Here is a 26,267-nt window from a genome sequence, read left to right as displayed (position 1 = left end):
AAAACGTGTATGCAGGCAATGGATAAATTAGGTTTTAGTTTATCTAAAGCCGATGTTGAAAAAGGTTTTTTACGTGCCTCTACGTTTGCTTCTGTTTCAGGGTGTTACCAAGAGCTTGAATATAAACCTAACAGCAGAAGTTTATTTGGAATTCAAGAAATCGAGTTGTCATTTGTACCAGAAGCCCACAAAACTCACGTTTTAATTGAGCTTGACCGTGCATTTAGAGGCGATGGGTATATTGATGTAACCATTGAACATGACCATGTAAACTTGTCTCAGTTATGTGATCAGTTAGAGCGTTTATTCGCTTAATACTTTTTATACTGTACAGCGATGAATGTAATTTTATTTTCATTTCGTACTATAGCGATACTAAACCCAGCTTCAGCTGGGTTTTTGCTTAAGGATTACCATGCATTTTAACTGTGAACCATTTGATAAACTGACCCCTCATACCTTGTTTTCAATTATGAAAGGGCGCGTAGACGTATTTGTTGTAGAGCAAAAATGCCCTTACCCTGAGTTGGATGATGTTGATACTTCTGAAACTACTCAACATATTTATACGTTAGATAATATGCAGTTAATGAGCTACGCCCGCTGTTATGAAAAAAACGGACAGTACAGCGCAATTGGGCGTGTTTTAGTGAGTGAGCATCACAGAGGAAAGGGGATCGCTAGTAAATTGGTTGAGCAGGCAATAGCATGTTGTAAAACGCATTGGCCTGAACGGGACATAGTTATTGGTGCGCAAACCTATTTGTTGGACTTTTATGAGTCATTTGGTTTTAAGTGCACAGGGGATGCATATTTAGAGGACGGTATACCGCATCAAGATATGATACTAAAAATTAACTAGGCTAGTTAAATTTATACTCATATAAAAGCCCACAAGTGTGGGCTTTTATATGAGTTGTTAGCTTAATAACGAGTGGACAAACACAGCACCTATTGCGATAGGGCACACAAACTTAGTATACCAAGGCCATATTTTCCAAAATAGCGTAGTTTGTACCTCGGGATTGCCCTGTTGAATGGCTTGTAGTAATGAATTTCTATACCAAATCCAGCCTACAAAAATACAGCACATTAAGCCAAGTAATGGTTGCGCAACCTTAGTGGTAAGTGTGATCACTAAACCAAATAATGCGCCTAGGTTACACACAATCGTAATGCTAACAACTGCTATCAAGGCGCCAATGACCCACGTTGCTTGAATGCGCTTCAAGGCAAAGCGTTCTACGGCATAGGAAACAGGTGCTTCAAGCATTGATATTGACGAAGTGAGCGCAGCTATACTCATTAGGGCAAAAAATGCAAAGCCAACAAATAAACCTACACTGCCCATACCATCAAATAAAGCGGGTAATACCTGAAATACTAAAGTATCTTCTGAGAGCAATTTTCCGCTGGCAGAAAATATCTCAACACCTTGTGCTTGAGCTACATACATAGCAGGAATAATAAGTAAACCAGCAACAAAGGCAATAAACACATCAATTAACGTTACGTATGCACCGAGAGAGACTAGGTTTTCTTTTTTACTAATATACGAGCCGTATATAATCATAACGCTTGTGCCAAGCGATAATGAGAAAAACGCTTGACCTAAGGCGCTCACAATTAACTGGGTGTCAAAAATAGACGAAAAGTCAGGTAACAAGTAGGCTTTTAACCCTTCCATTGCACCTTCTTGAGTCAGTACATAAGCAATTAATAAAAATAAAATACCCAATAAAGCGGGCATCAAGCGCTTTGACCATTTTTCGATACCGTTTTCAACACCACGGCTAATGATTGCTATTGTTAAAACAATAAAAACAAGGGTAAAAATAACGTTGCGAGTAAGTGATTGCTCGCTTAGCCAGGTTGATGCTGCGTCAGCTCCGGCCAAGGCGGCGATAGGTTGGGCTGTTGCACTGAGCATCCAGCCTGCAACAATAGCATAAAAACTAAGTATAAAGCCGGCGCATAAAATACCCCCAAAGCCGACAATAAATGCAAAGTGCTTTTGCCAAGGTTTGTTAGATACTTTAGTTAAAGAAACGACGGCGTTAGCTTGCCCGTGCCGACCAATCATGAGTTCGGCCATTAGCGCAGGATAAGCTAAAAAGAAAGCCAACACTAAATAGGCAACTAAAAATGCGGCACCACCATTACTGGCTGTTTGTGTGGGAAAGCCCCATATGTTGCCCAAACCTACGGCAGAGCCGGCGGCGGCCATAATAAATCCAAAGCGAGAACTAAACTCGCCTCTAACTGCGCTCATATTATTATACTTCTCTGTTTTTTAACGGCGCTGACAATCTACTGGAAATGTAAAAAAATAAAAAGTGCTTATTTGCTGATCCCACATAATTTAGTTTTCCAGTGGTGTGATTAATGCGCTGTTTTTAGTAAATGTTAGGAGTAGATTAAAATTAATGGGTTGATTTTGTTTTAAAAATGTTAATTACACCGCGTAATTTATACTTTACGATTTATAATGCTGGGTAATACTAAGGGTAAAGCAGGCTCCGCCTAAGTGCTTACTTTTGCTGACAGAAATAGTACCGTTATGCCAGTCAGCGACCTTTTCAACAATAGCCAAGCCAAGGCCATAGCTTTTATCTGCGCGGTTTCTATGATCTTCTTCTCTAAAAAATGGGCTTAATACATTTTTAAAGTTTTCTTGGGCAATCCCTGGGCCATCATCTTCAACAGTTATGATAAGTTGGCGTTCGTGAACCTTGGCGCTCAAGTAGATATATTGTTCGGCAAAATCGCAGGCATTGGTCAGCAGGTTTGTAATTGCACGTGCTAACCAATGAAGGTCGGCCACAATAATGTCAGTTGAGCTATTAAGGTCAACACTTAGCATTTGTGATTCTAACTTTGGGGCAAGCTGAACTAAAATGTCTTCAAGGTAATGCTTTATATTTGTAGAAGAGTACGTCAATTTGTTTGCGTTTTGTTCAAGTGTTGCAAACGCTAAGTAGCTCTTAAGCATGGATTCCATGTGATCTAAATCGTTTTCCATACGCTCTAAATAGGTTTTTATTTTTTTCTCATCATGGGTATCTAAGGCGGCATCTAAGCCAAAGCGAAGACAGGCAATAGGGGTGCGTATATCGTGCGATAAACTTGATGCCATTAATTTATTTTCAGCGACAAGTTTTTCAATTTGGCTCGCCATACGGTTAAACGTTAACTCTACATCTCTTATATACGTGAAATGCGAGGCGTTAATTCTGGCTTGTGTATTGCCTGATGCAAACTGTTTAGCAGCCTCATTGAGTACACTTAGTCGCTTAGCGAGTGGCGCAATAATGAATCCCATTAAAATGCATAAGCCAGCATAAAAAAGCAAAGTTAAAAATATATCATTTCGTTTATCGGTGTCTGCGCTTTTTTTAAGTCGCATAGAAATATGAAAGGGGTTTAGCGCTTGGTTGCTATACAGCATATAAAAACCTTGCTGATCTTCTAAAATCAATCCGCCAACAGCATGCATTTGAAGTAATAATGAAGGAGGTAAAGCAAGTGATTCATTAGGTTTATAATCGATTGATAGATCAAACTCTTCACCTAGCTGCTTAACATATGCGCCACGTTCAGAGGTGGGAATATTTGCCAGTTGTTTACTAAACCCCATCATCATTTTGCTTTGCACACTAAATTCGTCTTGTGGGGTGTGTGCTTGCTGGCTAAAGGCGTCTATAAGCCAACCTAAAACCACAATAGATACCAGTGCGCTGCCAAGTAGTGATATGTAAAACTTTTTCATTTAAGCATACAGCTGTAAGTTACCATGCAGTAGAGACGAGCAAGTAACCACGCCCCCAAATTGTCTTAATTTTTTCAGGGTTTTGTGGGTCGTCGCTAAACTTTTTTCTTAGTGCAGAAATAAGCACATCGACACTTCTATCAAGTCCGTCGTATTCACGTCCTTTAGTGGCTTTAAAAACCGCGTCACGTGATACAACTTGGCCTGCATTACTTGCCAAATAATGCAGGAGTAAATATTCAGCACTGGAAATATTAATGTCTTGGCCGTTAAATTTCACGTTTCTCGATTCGGTATTGATATTAAGCGATCCGACCGAAATTGTGCTTTCTACTTTTTCCAATTTATTGGGCTCATTGCTTTGACGAAGTGCTGCTTTTATACGAGCCAGCAAAGCACGCGGGCGTACCGGTTTCATTATATAATCGCTCGCACCTACCTCTAAACCTATAACTTCATCCATTTCTTCATCACGTGCGGTAAGCATAATAATAGGCGCATTATAAAAGCTACGAAGTTCTCTACAAACACTAATGCCATCTTGACCAGGTAACATAATATCAAGTAGGACAATGTTTGGGTTCAAGGTTTTTACCTGACTGACAACTTCATCACCTCGGTGACAAACATGGGTAGTGTAGCCTTGTTCAGTTAGGTATTCGGCTACCCACTGAGCCAATGATGCATCATCTTCTACTAATAAAATAGTGCCGTAATTATCCATAAATTATCCTTAATGCAGTGGCTAAAATAATCGCCAGCGACGCTTTTTTTGTCTGTTTTGATATACCCACTGAAGTTTTACTTCTGCAGTGCCAATTATTTTTGATGTATTACTATCAAATAGTTCAAATGCGATACTTTGCTTAGAATCAAACGCGTAATTTAATGTGCCTTGTTGCTGTTTGAGCCAACATTGCATAATGTATTTTGATGTTGCATCGCGTAGGCAATAATTACCAATAATGGGTTGGTGCCACGTAATAACAACGTCGGCATAACAATCGCGGCCTTCACGAAGAGCTACGCACGTATCAGGAACCGCGGTTAAAGTATTTTGTGTATCGCTAGATTGCGCAAGCGCTGATACAGGGAAAATTATTAGCAAACAAAACCATCTAAAAAACATAACGTAGGCCTACCTTGGCTTTATGCTGATACCCTTGAGAAATAATTGGGCTGTCGTCGATTTCTGCTGAAAACCATGTGGAAAGAAAGCCAGCTAGAAAAACCCAATCTTGGCTTATTGGGTATTCAGCATGAAATTCAAATATTAGGCTGGTACTTGCATGTGCATCATAAAAAGGTCGGTTTTCGGCTACTTCTTCTTGGTCAATGCCAAAATAATAATTTGTAAAATCAGCTGAATAAGCACTTACGCCAACACCGGATCTAAATTCCCAGTTTCGCCACGGTAAAATTTGGCTAAAGAAGGTGTTAACAACCCAGCTGTTATGGGCGCCAGAAACATCATAAAGGTATTCAAATGAAATTTGAGAGTTTTCGAATCGACGTGTAAGCCTAAGACCAACACCAAAATCATAGCGACGAGACTTTATGCCATCAAGCTCTGCAATTACACCATTGTTATAAAAGCCAAGCCCTTTTTCGTCAAAGCCTGCTTGGGTGTTCGTGCCTAGTATGTCCAAGCCCCAATCATACTTATCAATGATACTGTAGCCGATAATAAGACCGCCACTGAGTTGGTTATGATCAAAGTCGAGATAAAATCGGTCGTAGGATACAGCAAGGCTTAAATCGAGCTCTAAATCGGTGTCGTAGGCATTGGTGCCGATTAGGTAGGTATCTTCTACAAAATAACTTGCCCCTGCGCTCCAGTCCCATGCAAAGCCTTGAGTTGGCTCAAGGGTGTTGTCTGCATAATAACGATTACTTGCTTGGGCTGAGGTCGCTATCAGGCCCAAACTGAACAAGACAATACTAAAAAGAGTACGGTTAAGTAAGGTATATTTCATCCACGTTGAGCCTGATTATTTGTTGTTATAGTGCGTAGTATATTGTTAAGGTGTACCCTTAATCTGTAAAAAAATGTAGCAAATGTTACTTTTACTGAACTTTAATTTTATCTATTAAGATACTGCTTAAGTAAAATTGCATCATAGGTGTTAGAGCACTGACTTCTGTGCGGCTACACGGACCACTTAACTTACTTAGGCTAGATAATTTAGACAGCATTTGATACTCAGGGATTTTCACCTCTTTACCCACTCTAGCTAAACGTGCTTCTTCTGTGTTTTGCTGGTGGATAAATGCAACAACCTCTAGTTCGTTTGTAATTCTTTGTTCTTCACTTAAGCTGTAAATTAGCGGCTCTCGGTGAAAGCTGGCGCTGTCTATTGAAGACGTTGCAAACCACACCACATCACCAGACGCTTTGTGTGTTAAACGCATATTAACTTCTGCAAAAATAGATGCACATTGCTGCGTTGGGTATTGCTTTGCAATATTTTCAAACAAGACAAATGGCTTTTCAGGTGTGGCAATTGAATACTGTGTGTTTTCTTTAAATGTTAAGTCGAGCTTTTGAATAGTCAGCGTGTAATCACTGTTATTTTTACTCGTAACTTTAAGCTGTTTATCGTTAAGTGCTTGGCTTATTTGCGATAGTAGAGTGTCGGTTACACTTGCTTTATCGGTAATTATTTTTACAGTTTGATTTTGTAAAACTTTGTGTGCAGGCAATTGCACCGACTTCACTTTTGGTGAAGCATGCTCTGTTTGGTATTTAAGCTGATATGTTTGCGTTGTTAATGCTGGCTTTAACGGCATAGCCAAAGGTTCTGCTGGTTGTTTGGTAATGGCACAACCTGATGAAAATAAAACAAAAAGTAATACAACTAAAAAACGCATAAATACTTAACACCCACAAAAAGTACAATAATTTTTGTATTGTACGTTAGTCCAAAGAAAAGTTCATGATATTATGCATACAGAGGCAGTTAAAAAGATAAAGTATTAAAAAATGAAGCGCTTACCACTTTTAAAGTATTGCTTAACTGCAGTGTGTTTTGTGTATGCAACCGTTAGTTTTGCAGCGCAGCAAGACCCAAATTGGGATAGTTTTGTAAAAAAGTATGGCCGTTACGCAGAAAAAAAACTCACGAGTAAAGGCATTCCAGGAGCTGCACTTTCGATAGTTAATTTAGGCAATAGTGATTACATCCATGCGGTCGGACGAACAAAAGCCCGAAATGGTCAAAAGGTTAATGTTCACACTCGTTTTAGACTGGCGTCGGTGTCTAAAACATTTGCAGGCTCTCTGGCTGCAAAATTATCTAGTGATGGGCTCATAAAATTAGATAACTCCGTCAGTAATTACTTACCTGATTTTATAGGCACAGAATACGAAAAAAACTTAAAAGTTTATCACTTACTTAGCCATTCTAGCGGCTTGGTGCCAAACGCATATGACAATTTAATTGAGTCGCGAATGGATTATCCCGATATAGTACAAAAGTTAGTGACGGTTAAACCTATTTGCGAGCCTGGTATATGCTACGGTTATCAAAACGTCATGTTTAGTTTAATTGATGATGTTATTTTAAAAAGTACAAATAAAGATTATTCACAATGGCTAAATGAAGGCATTTTTCAGCCACTTGATATGGTTGATGCTAGCTTGGGTTATGAAGCCATGGTGGTTGATAGTAATTACGCTTTACCGCACGTACGTGGAAAAAAACGTTGGTACACTGCAAAGCTGAAAAAAAATTACTACAAAGTTGGACCCGCAGCTGGTGTTAATGCCAGTGCAAGCGATATGGCTATCTGGTTAAAGGCGCAATTAGGCCACTATCCTGAAGTGTTGTCACTCGATGCTTTGTCTAAACAAACTCGGCCCTATACACGCACTAAAAAAGAAATGTACCGCAGGGTGTGGAAAAAACAGTTACACGAAGCTTATTACGGCTTAGGCTGGCGAGTATACAATTACGATAATGAAACCTTGTATTATCATAGTGGTTGGGTGCAAGGATACCGAAGTGATTTGGTGGTATTCCCCCATTTAAATATTGGCTTTAGCTTAGTGTTAAACGCCGAGACAGGGTTAATTAATGAGTTAACAACCGAGTTTATTAATCGTTTATTGAAGTACAAACGTGAGCAGACAATATGAAAGTAAAATACGGTGTTTTTATTTTTTTATGTGCAGTTTTATTTAATAGCCAATATGTATTTTCGGCTCCAGAAAAAATATACCTTTTTCGCCATAGTGAAAAACTAGCGGGTAAAAACCCAGCGTTAACTCAGCAAGGCTATAAACGGGCAGAGCAGCTAGTCACATTATTTAAGCAATTTGATAAAGTACATGTATTTAGTAGTAACTATAAACGTACTTTACAAACAGCAGGCCCACTTGCTGCGCATTTTGATTCTGAAATAAAGATTTACAATGCTAGAGATTTGGCAGATTTAAAAAACCAGATAGTGTCTTTGAATGGCGTAGTTGCTGTGATTGGTCATAGCAATACAACTCCAGAACTTGCAACATTGCTTTCAAGTGAAAAAATAGAACCAATGAGTGAAATGCAGTTTTCACGCTATTTTTTGTTAAGCAAAAAAAAGCATCATGCAGAAATTAAATATTTACTCAAAGACTTAGAAATGAATTTTACTTTTTAGAATTCAGGGCTAAATAAATGATAAAAAAACCAGCCTATAGCTGGTTTTTTTATTAAGCGCAATAATTTACTCAGGAAGTAAATTAGTTACGCGGCAGTTGAATTTTTTTCTCAGGGCTTTGGCGATAAAGCACAATAGTGTGGCCAATTGTTTGAAGCTTTGTCGCACCTGTTTCACGAACGATTGCTTCAAAAATAAGCGCTTTGGTTTCACGATCGTCAGTTGGTACTTTAACTTTGATTAATTCGTGAATTTCTAGTGCACTTTGAATTTCCATCACTACGCCTTCGGTTAAACCGTTAGAACCTAGTAAAACTACAGGCTTAAGGCTATGTGCCTCGCCTTTTAAAAACTGCTTTTGTTTATTTGATAATGTCATGTTTATACAAATTTTGCTGAATATGGCTTGAATTAAGGGTATTCTAACGCCATCTAGAGAATATTACTAATTAGTTGCGTGTAATTTATGACAAATAAAAAACAGTCAGCCAGTTCACAGCGATGGTTGAAAGAACATTTTGATGATAAATATGTTCAGGAAGCGCAAAAAAAAGGCTGGCGTTCAAGAGCGGTTTTTAAATTAGATGAAGTACAAAATAGAGATAAGTTACTTCGCCCAGGTATGACTGTGGTGGATTTAGGGGCTGCTCCGGGTAGTTGGTCACAGTATTTAGCCGAGAAGGTAGGTGACAAGGGGCAAGTTGTTGCTTGTGATATTTTACCTATGGACTCTTTAGCGGGTGTTGATTTTTTACAAGGTGACTTTCGTGAAGAAGCCGTGTTAGATGCTTTATTAAAACGCATTGATGGAAAAAATGTTGATGTGGTACTCTCTGACATGGCACCGAATATGAGTGGTAATAACTCAGTGGACCAAGCTGGAAGTATGTATTTAGTTGAGCTTGCGCTAGATATGTGTAATCAAGTTCTAAAGAAAAATGGTGCATTTATTGTTAAGGTTTTCCAAGGCGAAGGCTTTGATCAATACTTGCAGGAAGTACGTAATAGTTTTAAAGCAGTGAAAATACGCAAACCTGATGCCTCACGTGCCCGTTCTCGGGAAGTATATATAGTAGCGACTGGATACAAACTGTAGTACAGTTGCTTGGCGTTTAGTTGAATTTAAATTAATTGGATACAAGAGGTTAACCCCTTGAGCGATATGGCGAAAAATTTAATACTATGGCTGGTCATTGCAGTTGTGCTTATGTCAGTCTTTCAGAGCTTTAATGGTGGCGAGCAAATCGACCGTCAAACAAGTTACAGTCAGTTTGTAAAAGATGCCCGAAATGGCTCAATACAAGAAGTGGCAATCGAGAGCACCAGTGGAACAATCACAGGTACTAAAAATAATGGTGAGCGCTTTCAAACCATTATGCCAATCTACGACAAAGACATTTTAAATGACTTACTTAAAAGTGATGTAAACGTGAAAGGTGTAAAGCCTGAAGAACAATCATTTTTAGCAAGCATATTTATTTCTTGGTTCCCGATGATACTGCTTATTGGTGTGTGGATTTTCTTCATGCGTCAAATGCAAGGCGGTGGCGGCAAAGGCGCTATGTCATTCGGTAAAAGCAAAGCACGTCTAATGAGCGAAGACCAAATCAAAACTACGTTCGCTGATGTTGCTGGTTGTGATGAAGCAAAAGAAGACGTTACCGAATTGGTGGACTTCCTACGCGACCCGTCTAAATTCCAAAAATTAGGTGGTAGTATACCTAAGGGTGTACTTATGGTTGGACCGCCAGGTACAGGTAAAACGTTGCTTGCTAAGGCCGTTGCCGGTGAAGCAAAAGTACCCTTTTTTACAATTTCGGGTTCTGACTTTGTTGAAATGTTCGTTGGTGTAGGCGCATCGCGCGTACGTGACATGTTTGAACAAGCCAAAAAAGCAGCGCCTTGTATTATCTTCATCGATGAAATTGATGCAGTAGGTCGTAAACGTGGCGCAGGTATGGGCGGCGGTAACGATGAGCGCGAACAAACATTAAACCAAATGCTGGTAGAAATGGATGGTTTTGGTGGTAACGAAGGCATTATTGTTATTGCTGCGACTAACCGCCCAGACGTATTAGACCCGGCATTACTTCGTCCTGGTCGTTTTGACCGTCAAGTAGAAGTTGGTTTACCTGATATACGCGGTCGTGAACAGATTATTAAAGTGCACATGCGTAAAGTACCATTAGGTGACAACGTTGATGCAGCTGTTATTGCTCGCGGTACACCCGGTTTTTCCGGTGCTGATTTAGCTAACTTAGTCAACGAAGCCGCACTTTATGCCGCACGTGGTAACAAACGTGTTGTAAACATGGCTGAGTTTGATGCTGCTAAAGACAAAATCATGATGGGCGCAGAGCGCAAGACCATGGTGATGAGCGAGCAAGAGAAAGAAATGACGGCATACCACGAAGCCGGCCATGCAATTGTTGGTCGCATGGTGCCAGAGCATGACCCTGTTTATAAGGTATCTATCATTCCACGTGGCCGTGCGCTAGGTGTGACTATGTATTTACCAGAACAAGATCGTGTTAGCCATTCTAAAGAGCTTTTAGAATCAATGATTTCTAGCCTTTATGGTGGCCGAATCGCTGAAGCACTTATTTACGGTGCCGATAAAGTGACTACCGGTGCGAGTAACGATATTGAACGTGCAACAGACATAGCACGCAAAATGGTTACACATTGGGGGTTAAGTGAAAAACTTGGACCACTACTTTACGCCGAAGATCAAAACGAAATGTACATGGGTGGTGGCGGTAGTCGTGCATCTAACATGTCGGATGATACAGCTAAAGTAATTGATGCAGAGGTTCGTTTATTTTCAGATCGAAACTATGAACGTGCCGAAAAAATATTGAAAGAGAATATTGATATTCTTCATTCAATGAAAGACGCGTTAATGAAATATGAAACGATTGACGCTAAGCAAATTGACGACTTAATGGCGCGCCAGCCAGTGCGTGAGCCACGCGATGCTCATGACCGTCATGAGCCTAAAGCACCACAAACAGATTCTGTAAAGGAGCCTGTTAGTGATGAAAGCCAATCAACAACAGAATCATCTAAAAAAGATGAAACAAATGTTGATGACAAAGCTGAATAATCGTTAAAATGCTCAAAAAGCCCCGTACTTCGGGGCTTTTTTGTATCGGTTTAAATTTCGCTCTAATTTTTAGTTAGATTTGTTTGAATTCTGAAAAGCAAACAAGGCTCATTATGAACAACATTATTAACTTACCAAATGGTCGAGAACTAAATTTAATTGAGCCTGTGATTATGGGTATATTAAATGTAACCCCTGATTCATTTTCAGATGGTGGTAAATTTATAGACCCCAGCATCGCTGTGCAGCGCGCATTACAGTTATTAACTGATGGCGCAAAAATAATTGATATTGGTGGTGAGTCTACTCGACCAGGTGCTCAGGCAGTTAGCCTTGATGATGAGCTTGAACGAGTGGTGCCAATAATAAAAGCAATACGTACTCAGAGTGATTGTGTTATTTCTGTTGATACGAGTAAAGCTGAGGTGATGAGGCAGGCTATTTTAGCTGGTGCAGATATGGTAAATGATGTTCGCGCATTACAAGAGCCTGACGCACTGAATGTTGTTGCACAATTTGAAAACATCGCAATTTGCCTAATGCACATGCAGGGGCAGCCCCGAAGTATGCAAACATCTCCACAATATAATGATTTAATGGGCGATATTAATGAATTTTTTAAACGTCGCGTTAGTGCCTGTGAGGTAATGGGAATAAAAGCTCAGCAGCTTATTCTTGACCCAGGCTTTGGATTTGGAAAAACATTAAGCCATAATTACGAAATTTTAACCAAGTTTAATGACTTTAATAAATTAGGCTTGCCGTTATTAGCGGGGCTTTCTCGCAAGTCGATGATAGGTAACCTGTTAAACAGAGACACAAGCGAACGAATGGCCGGTAGTTTAGCTGGCGCACTTATTGCCGCACAAAATGGTGCAAAAATAATTCGTGTTCACGACGTAAAAGAAACTGCAGATGTACTTGGTGTTTACCAAGCGTGTATAAAAGGAATAATAGAATGAAACAAAGAAAGTATTTTGGCACAGATGGCGTACGTGGTTTAGTGGGAACAGCGCCAATCAACCCTGAATTTGCAATGAAGCTGGGTTGGGCTGCAGGACGTGTGCTATCAAAAGGTGGAACAAAAAAAGTTATTATTGGTAAAGACACGCGTATTTCTGGTTACATGCTTGAAACAGCCCTTGAAGCAGGCTTAATAGCCGCCGGTATTGATGTTGTTCTGCTTGGCCCAATGCCTACGCCGGCTGTTGCTTATTTAGCACAAACATTTAGGGCTGAAGCCGGTATTGTAATAAGCGCATCACATAATCCATATTACGACAACGGTATCAAATTTTTTAATGGTCAAGGTTTAAAACTTGATGATGCTGTAGAGCTCGAAATAGAGGCAATGCTTGATGAGCAAATGACCTGTGTGGCCTCAGATAAGTTAGGTAAAGCAACACGCTTGGCAAGTGCAGATGGACGTTATATTGAGTTTTGTAAGAGTCAGTTTCCACAAGGGCTGTCTTTAGAGGGATTAAAAGTGGTTGTAGATTGCGCTAACGGCGCAACATATCATATTGCCCCATCAGTCATGCGTGAGCTCGGCGCTGACGTAATTACGCATGCATGTGAGCCAAATGGTGTAAATATAAACCATGAATGCGGTGCAACTCATGTAGACACGTTAAAACGCAAAGTACTTGAACATAAAGCCGATGTAGGTATAGCTTATGATGGTGACGGCGACCGTGTAATGATGGTTGACCATAATGGCCGTGTATTTGATGGTGACGACTTAGTTTATATAATTGCTTGTCAGGCAGCGAACGATCATATTTTAGGTGGCGGTGTTGTTGGTACTGTTATGTCAAATATGGGCCTTGAAAATGCACTTAAAGCAAAAGGCATTGAGTTTGCTAGAAGCAAAGTTGGCGATCGCTATGTAATGGAATTACTTCAGCAAAAAGGGTGGAAAATTGGTGGAGAGAGTTCAGGCCATGTACTCAATCTAGACTTAATTTCAACGGGTGATGGTATTATATCAAGCTTGCAAGTGCTGGCTGCTATGGTTGCACAAAATAGAACGCTTCAAGATTTAGGCGCCGGGTTTACAAAATACCCAATGAAAATGATTAACGTGCGTTATACACCGGGTACCGATCCTACAACGGCGCCAAAAGTCCTTGCGGCAGTCGAAGAAGTGGAACAAAACTTAGGTAATAAGGGCCGTGTTTTACTCCGTAAATCAGGCACTGAACCTGTCGTTCGTGTTATGGTTGAAGCAGAACAAGAAAAAATAGTATTAGACAGTGCACGTAAGATTGCAGAGATTGTCGAATCTATGAGCAAACAACCTGATTGATAACAATAACCTCTTGTAACTTTGGGCGAGAAAAGTTAATATCTCGCCCGCTTTCTAATGTGGAGTGGAAAATGGCAATACGTAAGGCAATGGTCGCTGGCAATTGGAAAATGAATGGCTCAATAGAGCTAGTCAAAGATATGTCGGATGCTATAAATAGTATTAAATCACCAGAAATAGATGTTATTTTATTTCCTCCATTCCCACTTGTTTCAGTAATGATTGCAAGCGGTGTCATAACAGGTGCTCAAACTGTATCTGAAAACACGCCAGGCGCTTTTACTGGTGAAGTTGATGCACAACTACTGAAAGACCTTGGCGTAAATTATGCGCTAGTTGGCCATTCAGAGCGTCGTAGTATTTACAACGAAAGCAGCGATGTTATTGCTGATAAATTTGCTAGAGCTCAATCAGCTGGTTTAGTACCCGTTCTTTGTGTTGGCGAGAGTGAAACAGAGCAAGAAAGTGGACAAACAGAATATGTAGTTGCTGCTCAAATAGATGCGGTAATTAAAAAATTAGGTGTAGCAGCGCTGAAAGATTCTGTGATAGCATACGAGCCCGTTTGGGCCATAGGCACAGGTAAGACTGCATCGCCAGAACAGGCACAAGCTGTTCACAAATTTATCCGTGACAAAATTGCGTCTTTAGACAGTGATTTAGCACAAGGGCTTACCATCTTATATGGTGGAAGCGTTAACGAAAAAAATAGCGAATTATTATTTGCACAACCAGATATTGATGGTGGCCTTATTGGGGGCGCTAGTCTAAAAGCAGCATCTTTTGTTGCGATCTGTAACAGTGCAAAAGGGACCGTATAAGATGTACGAAATTTTATTAGTAGTTTATTTAGTTGTAGCTTTAGCTCTAGTTGGTATGGTTTTAATCCAACAAGGTAAAGGTGCTGATATGGGTTCTTCATTTGGTGCAGGCGCTTCTGGAACTGTGTTTGGTTCTTCAGGTGCTGGTAACTTTATGACAAAGACAACAACAAGCCTAGCTACAGTCTTTTTTGTGTTGAGTATTGTTCTAGGTAATTTAACAGCAGGTCAGATTAAACAGACTGATGAATGGGAAAACCTAGAAGCAGCGCCTGCTGTTGAAACAGTAGTCCCGGTTGAAGAAGATGTTCCAGTTACTTCTAATAAAGAAAGTAACTCAGACGTACCAAACTAATACAGTTTACTGTTCAGCTATTTGTTAACCTCAAACAGATAAAACAAGCGAACAAAAATTTAAAATGCGGATGTGGTGGAATTGGTAGACACGCTACCTTGAGGGGGTAGTGCTTTAGGGCGTGGGGGTTCAAGTCCCCCCATCCGCACCAAATTTAAAACCAGTAGCAATTATGTTACTGGTTTTTTTATACCTAAAATTTGCTTTGATTGTTTTTTGCACTTGAAACGTTTGTGTTATAACAATAATTTAGATTTTTTGATGATCTTTTTAACATAAAACCCATCGTGTACCCAATAAAGTCAATTTACTTGTGTTAATTTCAGTTTTTAGCTTAATTAATGATTAAAATGAAAAAAAAACTAGAAATTTTACAAATTTAACTCACACTTATCAGTATTGAGCCGATAATATATTTAGATAACTCAAAAAGGTAAATAGTATGGCTTCAGGCTTCTCTTTTCAAAACCTAAGCATAACTAAAAAAATACATGCAATAACATGTATTGCAGTTGTTGCTTTTATAATTATGGTATTAATTAATTTTCTTGCCATAGATGATAATAGAGCTTCTTTAGATGAAATGGGGAATTCTTCATATAAAGTTGTAAAGTTAACATCAGCGAATGTAGGGCTGTTAGAAAAACTCGATGAGCTTTACACGCAAGCAGTGACATTTGGTGAACAAGACTTAATAACCAAAGCTGATGACACTTACAAAACAATTGAATCAAATATAAATCTAATTAAGCAGATAAGTAATGGCTACATTAGTAATGATGTAGTGAAAGAATTAGCCGACTACGAAAAAATCTCAGCAACCATTGCTAATGGAATGGTAAATGGCACTGCCGACTTTAGTAAAATCCAGCAGCAAGCCCAGTTAAAAACAAGTCTTTATGGTTCTGTTTTAGAGAGCTTTAAAGCAGCGCAACAAAAAGCTGATAATCGTTTTTTTGAATTAGTTGAAAGCACTAACACGCGTTCTGATAATGCACTTACTTTAATGCTTGCTGTGTCCATCGTGTCTTTATTGCTGCTTTTATTTATGGCTATATGGATAGCAAAGAATATTGGCTCTTCAGCAAGTGATGCAGCAAATAATTTAAGTTTATTAGCGAATGGTAAAGGGTCTTTGAGTACCCAGTTAACCGTGAATTCTAAAGATGAAATTGGCCAAGTTTCTATCAACTTTAATTCTTTTATTGCGCTGTTAAAAGAAACCGTACTTGAAGTAATTGCTGTATGTGAACCTCTAATGGAAAACTCTACCCGATTAGTACAAGGTATGGAGCAGGCAGAGCGTGCAACAACTAAACAAACAACAGATGCTGAAATTGTTAAGCAATCAATGGAAGAGATGAAGCAAAGTGTGGGTGATATTTCTCAATCTGCAGCAAATGCATCACACGCCGCTGAAACAGCAGAAAAAGAAGTAGAACAAAGCCGTACACAAGTACAAATGTCAGTAAATGCGTCTCGTACATTGAGTGATGAAATTAACCAAGCGGCAACAACAATTAATAAACTTGCGGACGACACAAAAAACGTATCGCAAATATTGAATGTAATTACTTCAATTGCTGATCAAACCAACTTACTTGCTCTAAACGCAGCTATTGAGGCAGCACGCGCTGGCGAACATGGTCGTGGGTTTGCGGTAGTAGCTGATGAAGTACGAGAGCTTGCATCACGTACCGCTCATTCTACAAATGAGATTAGAGAGTTGTTAGGAGCACTGACAACGGCTGCTAATGACTCGGTTACTGCCATGACTTCTGCTCGTGATATGGCTACAGATAATGCAACAGCGGCTGAAAAAACAGGTATATCAATAGAAAAAATAGCAGAGCAAATGTTAGAAATAAACGGTATGAACTCTCAGATTGCAGCAGCGACAGAAGAGCAAACATCGGTTGCAGCCATGGTTGTAGAAAATGTTTCTAATATGCATGTTTCTTTTGAAGATACCATGGATTCATTACTAGCTGTAAGAGATGTAGCTAAAAATCTACATTACTTATCAGATAACCTGCTAGATGCAACAGCCAAATTTAGAATTGAGTAATATACGTAAAATTTACACCAATAGAGCCTCCAAGTGGAGGCTTTTTTGTTTTGTAGGCTAGTAGGTATTACCGACCTGCAATAACAGAGCATTTTAAAGTGCAAGACTGGACGCTAACTGTACTATTTACATTGATGAATTGGATAACAAACTTTTACCTTGCTTATTAACGCGTTTCCCATATTTTTAACAGCTTAGTTAATTAAGCTAATTGATATAACTTTTTACAGGCACAAAAAAACCACCATTTGGTGGTTTTTTAATTTACCGATTTAAACGGTTAAAAGGTCGCAACTACTTTTACGTTGCCACTCACTTTTGCGCTATCTACATAGCCGATAGCATCAGCATTAGCTGCTACAAAATCTATGACAGCTTGATCTGAGCCTAACTTCTCTGGTGGTGTACCTTTACCTGTAAATACAAGTTTAGACCAGTAAGCATTAAGCTGACTGCCAGATTTACCTACAACTTTATCGTTAAACTCATCTGCTGCAGCGGTTCCATCTTGGTTTACTGGATTTACTTTAGTACCATCACCAAATGACTTGGCTTTACCAAGGTATATCTTTTTAATTGTATCTGCATCTAAAGCATTTGCGTTACCAGCGTTAACTATTACCGCAACTTCTGCAAAAGTATTAATTGAGCACAATGAAAGTGCACTAGCTAAAATTAATTTTTTCATTATTTGCTCCAATTAAAATACAAGGTCAACGCCAACAGCAACAACATCAGTTTCTGTATCAGTTACATCGTCTTCAAAGCGGCTAAAATCGATTTTAAACGCTGCAGAAGGGTGAAAGTCGTAACGCGCGCCGATAGTGTATACATTGCTTTGCGCTTGAACACCTGTCAAGGCACCGTTTATAGCTGCATTAAGGCTCGGTACTGCTGCGATAGGGTCAAAGCGAGATGCATCATGCTTATCGTCATTATCTTCATACGTAAAATGGACTATAACGTCATCCAAGCGGTAACCTACAGATGCATAATATTGTGTTTGCTCAGTCAAAATACTGTTTTCTACTTCAAATTGTGTATATTCAGCATCAAATAAGAAATTATCATAATCAATTGAGAAGCCAAAGCCGAAAAAGCTGCTGTCATCTTCGTTTATTGCAATATCGTCAGCTAACGTGTTTAAGCTGTTTGCGCGAAGTGCAGCTTCTAATCCATTTAATGCAGCGCCGCTGGGGTCTGTTCCGTCAAGTGCAAATGATGATTCAGCAATCAAATATGCAGCACGAACACTGAACCAGTCGTATGCAAGCGTCCAGTTAATGCCAGCAAAATCATTAAGCTCAGCTTGAGTTTTTTCAGTGATTGCGTCTATTTCACCATCAAAACTACCGTACATGACTTGTACTGTTGAATCCCAATCACCAAGTTGTGTATTGTGCAATAAGCTTAAACCTTCATAGGTAGAAAAAGGAATGCTATAAACAGATTGAGGCGGGCGTACCCAGCGGTAAGCGTAACCTACATCAATAAAATCTGAGTAACGGTAAAAAGGTACACGCATTTTACCCGCGCTAATTTGTAACTCGTCGCTTAATTCATAAGTTACGTAGGCCCATTCAAATTCTGCGTCGAAATCATTCTCACCACGAGCAACAATTTGAGCTGTTGCCGTTAGCTTTTCCATAAGGTCAGCTGATAGCTGTAATGCAAAGACGCTTTCGTTTTTAAATGAAATGTCATCATCATATCCATATAAGGTACTGTCGCTATCAAGGCTCTTTCCACCGACAATTGATGCAAAGCCATTAATTCGAACTTCGGCGCTAGCATAGTTTGTTGCTAAAGCCGCACATAATGCTACTGCTACAGATAGCTTTTTCATATGTATTTCCTATTAGTTAATTAGATGTTGATTCGAGCATATTATAGAAGTGAAATAGAGCTATATCTAATCAATTTAGCAAGTTAGTAGTAAAAATTAATTAAATTAATACTTTACTATTGGTTTTTGAAGAGGGATACCTGATATTTTTAATGCAGGTTTATGATTTTAAGTAAAAATATTAAGAAAAGTTGCAACCAATTTAATTTGATAACATATATTTGTAGAGTGAGGTTTTATGCAGTAATAGCGTAAAAAGTAAGTATTGCTGCAACGTGTTAACCTTTCCTTTATAGGAACATTTGCATTTTTACCAAAAAATAAATACATAAATTCACAATTGTGTAATATAATGCCCTTCCAGAGGAAAGATGCTACCACGCATCTTTTTTTATGCCCAAAATTTACTGGTTGCACCAGTAAATGCATAATAAACAATTTACGGTATCCTTTGGAGAATATTTTGAAACTACGCAAACTCTCACAGTTAAGCCTAGCAATAGTTGCTGCCCTGACTACCTCAGTAAGTGCTGAAGAAACCAAAACAACTGCAAAACAAGATGCGTTTGAAAAAATCGAAGTTACAGCTCGTAAACGTACAGAGAGCTTGTTTGAATCTCCAACCGCTATCACATCAATTGGTGCTAACTTAATTGATAAAGCCAATATGAGTAACCTTGAAGATATTGGTAAATACGTCCCTAATCTAAACATCACACGTTACGGTGTAGGTAACGCAGCACATGCTTCGGTATTTATCCGTGGTATTGGTTTGCAAGATCACATTATTACAACCGACCCTGGTGTGGGGGTATACCTTGATGGTGTTTACTTAGGCCGTCAAATGGGGTCTAACCTATCATTACCTAATGTTGAGCGTGTAGAAGTACTGCGCGGCCCACAGGGTACTCTTTATGGCCGTAACACGTTAGGTGGCGCAGTAAACGTTATTACAAAACAGCCGGGCGATGAAGGTATTTTAACAACGTCTGCAAAGTTAGGTAGCCGTGGCCGTATTGCAGGCGATGTGTACTTTAATAACTCATTAAATGATGAGTTAAGTATGTCAGCAAGTGCGTCATACAAAACACGTGACGGCGTTGGCGAAGCAGTAAACCTGGCGAATCCAGAAAAAGAAATTGGTGAAGAAGAAGAGTTTAGTGGCCGCGTAGCCCTTAAATGGCAGGCCAATAGCGATTTAGCGTTTACTTTTTCACTTGACGGTGTTGATAACGAGTCGGGTCAATCGCCTTATACTATTGAATTAACTGAGCCGCTTGATGCAAATGATGTATTTAATGGTGACTTTCCTCTATTAACACAGGACATGATCCCATCAGACCCTGATGATCTAGGTACTACCGTTGCTGGTATTGAATCTACGTCTTACTCAGGTTGGGGTACGTCATTTACTGCTGATTGGGCAATTGATGATACGTACACGGCTAAATTTATTTCGAGTTACCGTACTTCTGAATACGAAGGTGGACTTGATGATGATGCGTCACCTCTTAACTTATCTGAGTTCCCAGAAGAGGGTGGTGCAGACCAGTACTCGTTTGAAATCCAACTAAATGCGACTTACGACAATATGGACTTTGTATCAGGCCTTTACTTCTTTAATGAAGATGGTTTCACTCGTTCTGGTCCATTTGTATTTAGCCCATTCAACACACCTAATGGTTTATTAAACGATGGTGTTACACCTTCATTTGGTGGCTATGGTGACTTTGAAATAAACCAAGAAACAAATTCATACGCTGTATACTTTAATACAAGTTACGATTTAACAGATGATTTAAGTATTGGTGGTGGTCTTCGATACTCAAAAGATGAGAAAGATGCCGATGCGATTTTCCCTACATTTGCTGAACGTAAATACGTAAGTGCAGAGTTTGACGCGGTGACGTGGGATATTAATGCATCTTACCAAATCAGTAACAACATGAACGTTTATGGTCAAATTCAAAAAGGTTATCAAACTGGTGGCTTCCCACCACGTCCATTTGGTGGACCTGATCAGTTTGTGTCGTTCGACGAAACTAAAGCCGTAAACTACGAAATGGGTTTAAAAGGCCAAGTACACGAAAACGTATCTATGATGCTAGCGGTATTTGTTACTGATTACACTGATTTAGCACTTCCGTTTTCAGACCCAACAGCGGGTGGTGGTTTTGTAACTATTGTTGAAAATGCGGGCCAATCAAAAGCGCAAGGTATAGAACTTGAAACCACCGTTGCAATTACTGACGACTTCACAATAAGAAGTGCGGTAGGTTACCTAGATTCAGAAATTACAGAGGTTGATGCCGGCGTTCAAGGCATTGGTAAAGGTGATTCACCGGCTTTAACACCTCGCTGGACTGTAATGGTTGCCCCATCATACTTTATGGATTTAGACAGTGGTGCGACTGTTGCACTTAATGCTAATTATTCATACCGTAGTGAAATGCAAGGTCAGTCAGTATATAGCCAAAGTGAAACGATTGATTCGCGTGAGCTAGTTGGCTTTAATATTTCTTACACTAACGCATATGGCGATATGGAAGTAACACTTTATGGCGAAAACGTACTGAACGAAGTATACGATGTAGGTCGTTTACAACAATCAGGCTTTGTCGGTGTTATGAGAAGTAATGACCGAAGTGAATTTGGTTTAAAATTCAAAAAAGATTTTGAGTTATAAACTTAAGTTTGCATAAAAATAGAATGTAATTTAAGCATTATATTTTATTTAGCTCAAAAGGCCGGATCAGTTTTTGATTCGGCCTTTTTAGTTTGTGCAAAGGTCTGGTTGTTCGATACAATAGCGCCCTTAATTGCCAAATGGACTCTGTGATGAAAATTCTTGCCGATCAAAACATGCCTTTAGTTGAGCAGTACTTTTCAGATTTTGGTGAGGTTGAGCGGTTTGATGGGCGTAACTTAAAACCTGACCAACTGATAGACGTAGAAGTATTACTCACGCGATCTGTTACCAATGTTACTAGTGAGCTATTAGCAAAAGCGAATAAATTAAGCTTTGTTGGTACTGCGACTATTGGTATCGATCATATTGATACAGATCTTTTGAAAGACAAAAACATCGCATTTACAAGTGCTCCAGGGTGTAATGCTGTTGCTGTTGCTGAATATGTTATTAGTAGTTTATTTGCATTGAGCCAAGAAAATGCCCGCCCATTAACAGGCCAAACTATTGGCATAGTAGGGGTCGGGAGTATTGGCAGTTGTTTGGCTAAAAAGTTAAAAGCATTAAATGTAAAATTACTACTATGCGACCCTCTTAAGCATGAGCAAGGCTTACTTGATGAACATGTAGAGTTAGATGAGTTACTTGCACAATCAGATATTGTTACTTTTCATGTGCCACTTATTAAAAAAGGGCCTCATAAAACACTTCACATGATGGACAAAGTAAGGCTTAACGCCTTAAAACCGGGTACTACGATAATTAATGCCAGCCGAGGGGATGTTATTGACAATAGTGCTTTACTGGATTTAATGGAAGCAGGGGCCGATTTAGATTTAGTGCTTGATGTGTGGGAAAATGAACCTAATATTTTAACAGACTTACTTGCACATGTACGCTATGCCAGTGTGCATATTGCAGGCCACACGCTTGAAGGCAAGGCCAGAGGCACACAAATGCTTTACCAAAAACTGTGTGAGCTTAAAGGCGTTGAGGCTTCAAAATCTCTAACCGATTTTTTGCCAGTACCAGCTATAACGCAAGTGGCTATTGCTGAGAGTTTTACAGAGCAAGACATCGCACGTTTAGTGCACACAATTTACGATGTAAGAAGGGATGATGGGATTTTACTTCGTCATCTAGAGTCGGATGGTTTTGATAGTTTACGTAAACACTATCCTGTAAGAAGAGAATTTAGCACCTTAACCGTTAAAGGTGATGGCTCGCAGTTGGCTGTCTTAGATCAACTTGGTTTTACACTAACCAACTAATTATTAATATAACGGTGTTTTAATATCGTTTAAAGAGGAAAAAATATGTCGCAAAAATATAACGTTGCCGTACTTGGTGCTACTGGTTTAGTAGGGCGTCAAATTATCGAAACTTTAGCTGATCGTAAATTTCCGGTTGATCAGCTATTTTTGCTTGCGAGCAGCCGCAGTGCAGGTGAAGACATTAAGTTTCGTGGTGAGACAATCGAAGTACAAGACGTTGAAGGCTTTGATTTTAGCCAAGCACATATTGGATTGTTTTCTGCCGGTGGGAGCGTCTCAGAAAAATATGCCCCAATTGCAGCCGATGCAGGTTGTATAGTTATTGATAACACCTCGCACTTTAGAAATGATTTTGAAATACCCCTTGTTGTCCCAGAAGTGAATGCCTCAAGTCTTGCAGACTTTAGAAATCGTAATATTATTGCAAACCCAAATTGTTCGACTATCCAAATGATGTTGGCATTAAAACCAATTTATGATGCGTATGGTATTGATCGAATAAATGTATCAACTTACCAAGCGGTATCAGGCGCAGGGAAAGAAGCCGTTGATGAGTTAGCAAAGCAAACAGCTAACTTGATGAATGCACGCCCAATGGATAATGAAATATTTCCTAAGCAAATTGCCTTTAATGTTATTCCGCAGATAGATAGCTTTGAAGATAACGGCTATACCCGCGAAGAAATGAAAATGGTGAACGAAACGCACAAAATATTAGGTGATACAACAATCGCAATAAACCCAACGTGTGTGCGTGTTCCTGTGTTTTTTGGTCATTCTGAATCTATTAATATTGAAACACGTATGCAATACGACTTCGAACACGTTAAACAGCTGTTAAATGATGCTCCAGGCGTTGAGCTAATTGACGATGAAGGTGATTATCCAACAGCGGTTTCCGATGCCAGTGGCAACGATACTGTATATGTTGGCCGTTTGCGCGCTGATATTTCACACCCTCATGGCTTAAATATGTGGGTTGTTAGTGATAATACCCGCAAGGGTGCTGCAACTAATAGTGTTCAAATAGCTGAAGAGTTAATAGAAAATTATATGTAACATTTTAAATGTTAAGCACTCTTTAAAAGCGGTAAGCACTATGTGTTTGCCGCTTTTTGTTTAAATAGAGCGCCACTTTTTTGCCGTTTTTTATAATATTTAATAAAGTTACTGATAATACTCAATAAATCAATATTAAAAATGTGTTGTTAAGGCATTTCTTTTCAATGTGTTGCAATGGATATTGTGCCCTAAGTGGTTTATAGTTTGTAATTGGAATAGAGCTTGCAACAAAAATAGATTGTAATAACAAATGTGAGTCAGTCATTAGACTGATAAGGCAAGAGTAATCAATGTTTACGCACCTATTTAAGAGTGCTTTGTAACATTTAGACATTAAAGGATCAGCATGCGCGGTTTGGCTATACTTATAATATTAGCGTCTGCACTGGTAGTAACGCCTGTATATACACAAGATAGTACCCAATTAAAGGGGCCTAAAGGCGTTGACTATGGTGCTCAAGGGCGGTCTATTGGTCCGATTAAACCCACCGATACACTTTGGCGTATAGCTGTAAAAGTACGTCCAGATAACTCTGTAAGTATTTATCAAGTTATGCAGGCCTTGTATAACAAAAACCCCAACTCATTTTTAGATCAAAACCTCAATCATATGCGAAGTGGGGCTTATCTAAAAATACCGACTTTATCTGAAATTAGACGAGTGAATACTCAACTAGCTAGGCAGCGTTCCGAGCAAGATGACGAGTTATGGGAAAAGAAAAAAAACGGAACACTTACACAAACTGAAATAACATCAGCTCAAACACAGGTTACACAAGCGCGTAAAGTTGATGTAGACGACGCCAAAAAAGAGTTACAAAAAGAAATAAAAGAAATAAAAACAGACCAAACTAATAAATTAGTTGAGTTACAGCAACAGTTTAAAAGTTCAGTAACAAATGTTGAAGAGATTTTAGTTGAGAATAATAACCTTAAAAAACAGCTGACTGGAATTTCTAAAGAGCTCGAAAATGTTCGCCAACAATTAGGGCAAGATAGTGAAATACAGCTGCAGCTAAAGGAATTAATACTTAAACAAAATGAAATAATTGCCCAGCAAAAAGCTAAAGAGGTTGAACCTCAAAGCAGTTTTGACTTATTAGCCTTGTTGTCAAACCCTATTGTGCTGGGGCTGTTAATGTTCATTCCCGGATTATTGATTATCTTTGCAATTGTTATGTTTCTTCGCAAAAGAAAAGGCAATCAAGAAGAGCCTCAAGCAGATGATGAGTTTTTACCGCAAACTCCAACTTATTCTAATGAGAATGACTTAGCAACTGATCCACTTGATGACCCAATCATTCCAGATCCATTGGATGACTTGAGCGTTCAATTAGATGATCACCTCGAAGGTGACATGCTTCCAGATGATGATTTATTAGAAGATGACTCAGACGAACTTGATGATTCAGATAACTTACTTGATCAAGACGAGTTAGAAGGCCTTCTTAGCGACGATATTGTTTTTGATGATGAAAGTGACGAAGACGATGAAGTCGATATTTTCACGCAACAAGGGTTTGACGACAGCGCTGATGATAGCTTGGACGATATTGATTTAGATTTAGACCAAGAACCGTCTGGCACTGATGATATTTTAAGTAATGATGACTTAGATAGCCTATTCGACGAAGATGACAGCTTACCTGAGTTTGATTCACCAGCAGAAAAAGAGCCACAAAGTGATAGTTTAGAATCTAACGATGAAATGGCAGCATTGAGCGAAGAGCTTGCGACCGATGATTTTGATATAGATGATTTACTTGATCAAACGAGTGCCGAACCAGTAGACACATCAGATAAAACTTCTGAAGAAAGTGACGATTTTGACTTAGACGATATCGACAGCTTAATTGATGAAGCAAATGATGATTCAGCTAATGAAACGCCAACGGATACGTTAGTTGAAGAAGGTGATGACTTTGGTTTAGATGATATCGACAGCTTAATTGATGAAGCAAATGATGATTCAGCTAATGAAACGCAAACAGAGTCGTTAGTTGAAGAAAGTGATGACTTTGATTTGGACGATATCGACAGCTTAATTGATGAAGCAAATGATGATTCAGCTAATGAAACGCAAACAGAGTCGTTAGTTGAAGAAAGTGATGACTTTGATTTGGACGATATCGACAGCTTAATTGATGAAGCAAATGATGATTCAGCTAATGAAACGTCAACGGATACGTTAGTTGAAGAAGGTGATGACTTTGATTTGGACGATATCGATAGCTTAATTGATGAAGCAAATGATGATTCAGATAATGAAACGCCAACAGAGTCGATAGTTGAAGAAAGTGATGACTTTGATTTGGACGATATCGA

At 39.2% G+C, this 26,267-nt stretch carries 24 protein-coding genes and 1 tRNA gene; 16 read left to right on the top strand and 9 right to left on the bottom strand.

The window, feature by feature from the left end:
• Positions 1-315 (top strand): sporulation protein (locus tag BCG07_RS07460; protein ID WP_286889600.1); only part of this gene is annotated, 315 nt, incomplete at its 5' end.
• Between the two features lie 100 nt (positions 316-415).
• On the top strand, positions 416-862 hold the full coding sequence (locus tag BCG07_RS07455) for a GNAT family N-acetyltransferase (protein ID WP_243531235.1): 447 nt from the start codon (positions 416-418) through the stop codon (positions 860-862).
• A gap of 57 nt (positions 863-919) precedes the next feature.
• Here BCG07_RS07455 and BCG07_RS07450 read toward each other — a convergent pair whose 3' ends face one another.
• From BCG07_RS07450 to BCG07_RS07425, 6 genes are all read right to left on the bottom strand, one after another.
• Positions 920-2,272: a sodium-dependent transporter gene (locus BCG07_RS07450; protein WP_010557215.1), complete on the bottom strand. Its 1,353-nt coding sequence runs from the start codon at positions 2,270-2,272 to the stop codon at positions 920-922.
• 204 nt (positions 2,273-2,476) lie between these two features.
• Entirely contained in the window at positions 2,477-3,769 is a 1,293-nt protein-coding gene (locus BCG07_RS07445; protein ID WP_039038532.1) for a sensor histidine kinase, read from the bottom strand.
• A 19-nt stretch (positions 3,770-3,788) separates the two neighbouring features.
• Positions 3,789-4,493: a response regulator gene (locus BCG07_RS07440; RefSeq protein WP_243531233.1), complete on the bottom strand. Its 705-nt coding sequence runs from the start codon at positions 4,491-4,493 to the stop codon at positions 3,789-3,791.
• Between the two features lie 21 nt (positions 4,494-4,514).
• Entirely contained in the window at positions 4,515-4,898 is a 384-nt protein-coding gene (locus BCG07_RS07435; protein ID WP_006793913.1) for a DUF3019 domain-containing protein, read from the bottom strand.
• Entirely contained in the window at positions 4,888-5,745 is an 858-nt protein-coding gene (locus tag BCG07_RS07430) for a MipA/OmpV family protein (RefSeq protein ID WP_006793912.1), read from the bottom strand. Before BCG07_RS07430 ends, BCG07_RS07435 begins: the two co-directional genes overlap by 11 nt.
• 91 nt (positions 5,746-5,836) lie before the next feature.
• Complete coding sequence (locus tag BCG07_RS07425) at positions 5,837-6,640, bottom strand: hypothetical protein (protein WP_039038535.1); 804 nt, start codon at positions 6,638-6,640, stop codon at positions 5,837-5,839.
• 112 nt (positions 6,641-6,752) lie between these two features.
• On the opposite strand from BCG07_RS07425, the gene BCG07_RS07420 reads away from it, so the two are divergent.
• Complete coding sequence (locus BCG07_RS07420) at positions 6,753-7,907, top strand: serine hydrolase domain-containing protein (RefSeq protein ID WP_286889596.1); 1,155 nt, start codon at positions 6,753-6,755, stop codon at positions 7,905-7,907.
• Positions 7,904-8,413, top strand: coding sequence for a SixA phosphatase family protein (locus tag BCG07_RS07415; RefSeq protein ID WP_286889594.1), 510 nt, complete (start codon positions 7,904-7,906; stop codon positions 8,411-8,413). Before BCG07_RS07420 ends, BCG07_RS07415 begins: the two co-directional genes overlap by 4 nt.
• An 82-nt stretch (positions 8,414-8,495) precedes the next feature.
• On the opposite strand, the gene yhbY is transcribed toward BCG07_RS07415, so the two are convergent.
• Entirely contained in the window at positions 8,496-8,792 is a 297-nt protein-coding gene (yhbY, locus tag BCG07_RS07410) for a ribosome assembly RNA-binding protein YhbY (RefSeq protein ID WP_006793908.1), read from the bottom strand.
• Positions 8,793-8,879: 87 nt separating this feature from the next.
• On the opposite strand from yhbY, the gene rlmE reads away from it, so the two are divergent.
• The 8 genes from rlmE to BCG07_RS07370 all read left to right on the top strand — a co-directional run bounded on the left by rlmE (position 8,880) and on the right by BCG07_RS07370 (position 17,071).
• Complete coding sequence (gene rlmE, locus BCG07_RS07405) at positions 8,880-9,509, top strand: 23S rRNA (uridine(2552)-2'-O)-methyltransferase RlmE (protein WP_006793907.1); 630 nt, start codon at positions 8,880-8,882, stop codon at positions 9,507-9,509.
• Positions 9,510-9,575: 66 nt separating this feature from the next.
• Positions 9,576-11,519, top strand: a complete 1,944-nt coding sequence (gene ftsH, locus BCG07_RS07400; protein WP_033025514.1) for an ATP-dependent zinc metalloprotease FtsH — start codon at positions 9,576-9,578, stop codon at positions 11,517-11,519.
• 113 nt (positions 11,520-11,632) lie between these two features.
• Positions 11,633-12,481 (top strand): dihydropteroate synthase, encoded by an 849-nt coding sequence (gene folP / locus BCG07_RS07395; RefSeq protein ID WP_286889589.1) that lies wholly within the window; start codon positions 11,633-11,635, stop codon positions 12,479-12,481.
• A complete protein-coding gene (gene glmM, locus BCG07_RS07390; RefSeq protein ID WP_006793904.1) occupies positions 12,478-13,827 on the top strand; it encodes a phosphoglucosamine mutase in 1,350 nt (449 codons plus the stop codon). The genes folP and glmM overlap by 4 nt, the downstream gene beginning before the upstream one ends.
• Positions 13,828-13,898: 71 nt before the next feature.
• Positions 13,899-14,648 carry a triose-phosphate isomerase gene (gene tpiA / locus BCG07_RS07385; RefSeq protein ID WP_286889586.1) on the top strand — a complete coding sequence of 250 codons (750 nt, stop codon included), beginning with the start codon at positions 13,899-13,901 and terminating at the stop codon, positions 14,646-14,648.
• Between the two features lies 1 nt (position 14,649).
• On the top strand, positions 14,650-15,003 hold the full coding sequence (secG, locus tag BCG07_RS07380) for a preprotein translocase subunit SecG (protein ID WP_008130122.1): 354 nt from the start codon (positions 14,650-14,652) through the stop codon (positions 15,001-15,003).
• A gap of 66 nt (positions 15,004-15,069) precedes the next feature.
• Positions 15,070-15,154: transfer RNA gene (locus BCG07_RS07375), tRNA-Leu, on the top strand.
• Between the two features lie 291 nt (positions 15,155-15,445).
• Entirely contained in the window at positions 15,446-17,071 is a 1,626-nt protein-coding gene (locus BCG07_RS07370) for a methyl-accepting chemotaxis protein (RefSeq protein ID WP_138527416.1), read from the top strand.
• Positions 17,072-17,351: 280 nt separating this feature from the next.
• Here the strand turns inward: BCG07_RS07370 and BCG07_RS07365 are convergent, their stop codons facing one another.
• Together BCG07_RS07365 and BCG07_RS07360 are read right to left on the bottom strand one after the other, a co-directional pair.
• A complete protein-coding gene (locus BCG07_RS07365; protein ID WP_138527415.1) occupies positions 17,352-17,759 on the bottom strand; it encodes a type 2 periplasmic-binding domain-containing protein in 408 nt (135 codons plus the stop codon).
• A 12-nt stretch (positions 17,760-17,771) separates the two neighbouring features.
• The gene (locus BCG07_RS07360; RefSeq protein WP_058404777.1) at positions 17,772-18,917 is read right to left on the bottom strand and encodes a porin; all 1,146 of its coding nucleotides are present in this window, start codon (positions 18,915-18,917) and stop codon (positions 17,772-17,774) included.
• 463 nt (positions 18,918-19,380) lie between these two features.
• Here BCG07_RS07360 and BCG07_RS07355 point away from each other — a divergent pair, with 463 nt between their 5' ends.
• From BCG07_RS07355 to BCG07_RS07340, 4 genes are all read left to right on the top strand, one after another.
• Positions 19,381-21,603 (top strand): TonB-dependent receptor, encoded by a 2,223-nt coding sequence (locus BCG07_RS07355; RefSeq protein ID WP_138527414.1) that lies wholly within the window; start codon positions 19,381-19,383, stop codon positions 21,601-21,603.
• Positions 21,604-21,755: 152 nt separating this feature from the next.
• A complete protein-coding gene (locus BCG07_RS07350) occupies positions 21,756-22,877 on the top strand; it encodes a 4-phosphoerythronate dehydrogenase (RefSeq protein WP_243531224.1) in 1,122 nt (373 codons plus the stop codon).
• Positions 22,878-22,922: 45 nt separating this feature from the next.
• Positions 22,923-23,939: an aspartate-semialdehyde dehydrogenase gene (locus tag BCG07_RS07345; protein ID WP_006793896.1), complete on the top strand. Its 1,017-nt coding sequence runs from the start codon at positions 22,923-22,925 to the stop codon at positions 23,937-23,939.
• Positions 23,940-24,288: 349 nt separating this feature from the next.
• Positions 24,289-26,267: FimV/HubP family polar landmark protein (locus BCG07_RS07340; protein WP_286889580.1), on the top strand; the 1,979-nt coding region annotated here is incomplete at its 3' end.

This window comes from Pseudoalteromonas sp. ESRF-bin5 (assembly GCF_002632075.1).
In the GTDB taxonomy this organism is placed as follows: domain Bacteria; phylum Pseudomonadota; class Gammaproteobacteria; order Enterobacterales; family Alteromonadaceae; genus Pseudoalteromonas; species Pseudoalteromonas marina.
The sequence above is the reverse complement of the archived record's forward strand: the minus strand, read 5'-3'. Positions and strand labels throughout refer to the sequence as shown.

Coding starts and splice junctions, on each gene's coding strand:
- BCG07_RS07455 (WP_243531235.1), top strand. CDS start 416: ATGCATTTTAACTGTGAACCATTTGATAAACTGACCCCTCATACCTTG.
- BCG07_RS07450 (WP_010557215.1), bottom strand. CDS start 2,272: ATGAGCGCAGTTAGAGGCGAGTTTAGTTCTCGCTTTGGATTTATTATG.
- BCG07_RS07445 (WP_039038532.1), bottom strand. CDS start 3,769: ATGAAAAAGTTTTACATATCACTACTTGGCAGCGCACTGGTATCTATT.
- BCG07_RS07440 (WP_243531233.1), bottom strand. CDS start 4,493: ATGGATAATTACGGCACTATTTTATTAGTAGAAGATGATGCATCATTG.
- BCG07_RS07435 (WP_006793913.1), bottom strand. CDS start 4,898: ATGTTTTTTAGATGGTTTTGTTTGCTAATAATTTTCCCTGTATCAGCG.
- BCG07_RS07430 (WP_006793912.1), bottom strand. CDS start 5,745: ATGAAATATACCTTACTTAACCGTACTCTTTTTAGTATTGTCTTGTTC.
- BCG07_RS07425 (WP_039038535.1), bottom strand. CDS start 6,640: ATGCGTTTTTTAGTTGTATTACTTTTTGTTTTATTTTCATCAGGTTGT.
- BCG07_RS07420 (WP_286889596.1), top strand. CDS start 6,753: ATGAAGCGCTTACCACTTTTAAAGTATTGCTTAACTGCAGTGTGTTTT.
- BCG07_RS07415 (WP_286889594.1), top strand. CDS start 7,904: ATGAAAGTAAAATACGGTGTTTTTATTTTTTTATGTGCAGTTTTATTT.
- yhbY (WP_006793908.1), bottom strand. CDS start 8,792: ATGACATTATCAAATAAACAAAAGCAGTTTTTAAAAGGCGAGGCACAT.
- rlmE (WP_006793907.1), top strand. CDS start 8,880: ATGACAAATAAAAAACAGTCAGCCAGTTCACAGCGATGGTTGAAAGAA.
- ftsH (WP_033025514.1), top strand. CDS start 9,576: ATGGCGAAAAATTTAATACTATGGCTGGTCATTGCAGTTGTGCTTATG.
- folP (WP_286889589.1), top strand. CDS start 11,633: ATGAACAACATTATTAACTTACCAAATGGTCGAGAACTAAATTTAATT.
- glmM (WP_006793904.1), top strand. CDS start 12,478: ATGAAACAAAGAAAGTATTTTGGCACAGATGGCGTACGTGGTTTAGTG.
- tpiA (WP_286889586.1), top strand. CDS start 13,899: ATGGCAATACGTAAGGCAATGGTCGCTGGCAATTGGAAAATGAATGGC.
- secG (WP_008130122.1), top strand. CDS start 14,650: ATGTACGAAATTTTATTAGTAGTTTATTTAGTTGTAGCTTTAGCTCTA.
- BCG07_RS07370 (WP_138527416.1), top strand. CDS start 15,446: ATGGCTTCAGGCTTCTCTTTTCAAAACCTAAGCATAACTAAAAAAATA.
- BCG07_RS07365 (WP_138527415.1), bottom strand. CDS start 17,759: ATGAAAAAATTAATTTTAGCTAGTGCACTTTCATTGTGCTCAATTAAT.
- BCG07_RS07360 (WP_058404777.1), bottom strand. CDS start 18,917: ATGAAAAAGCTATCTGTAGCAGTAGCATTATGTGCGGCTTTAGCAACA.
- BCG07_RS07350 (WP_243531224.1), top strand. CDS start 21,756: ATGAAAATTCTTGCCGATCAAAACATGCCTTTAGTTGAGCAGTACTTT.
- BCG07_RS07345 (WP_006793896.1), top strand. CDS start 22,923: ATGTCGCAAAAATATAACGTTGCCGTACTTGGTGCTACTGGTTTAGTA.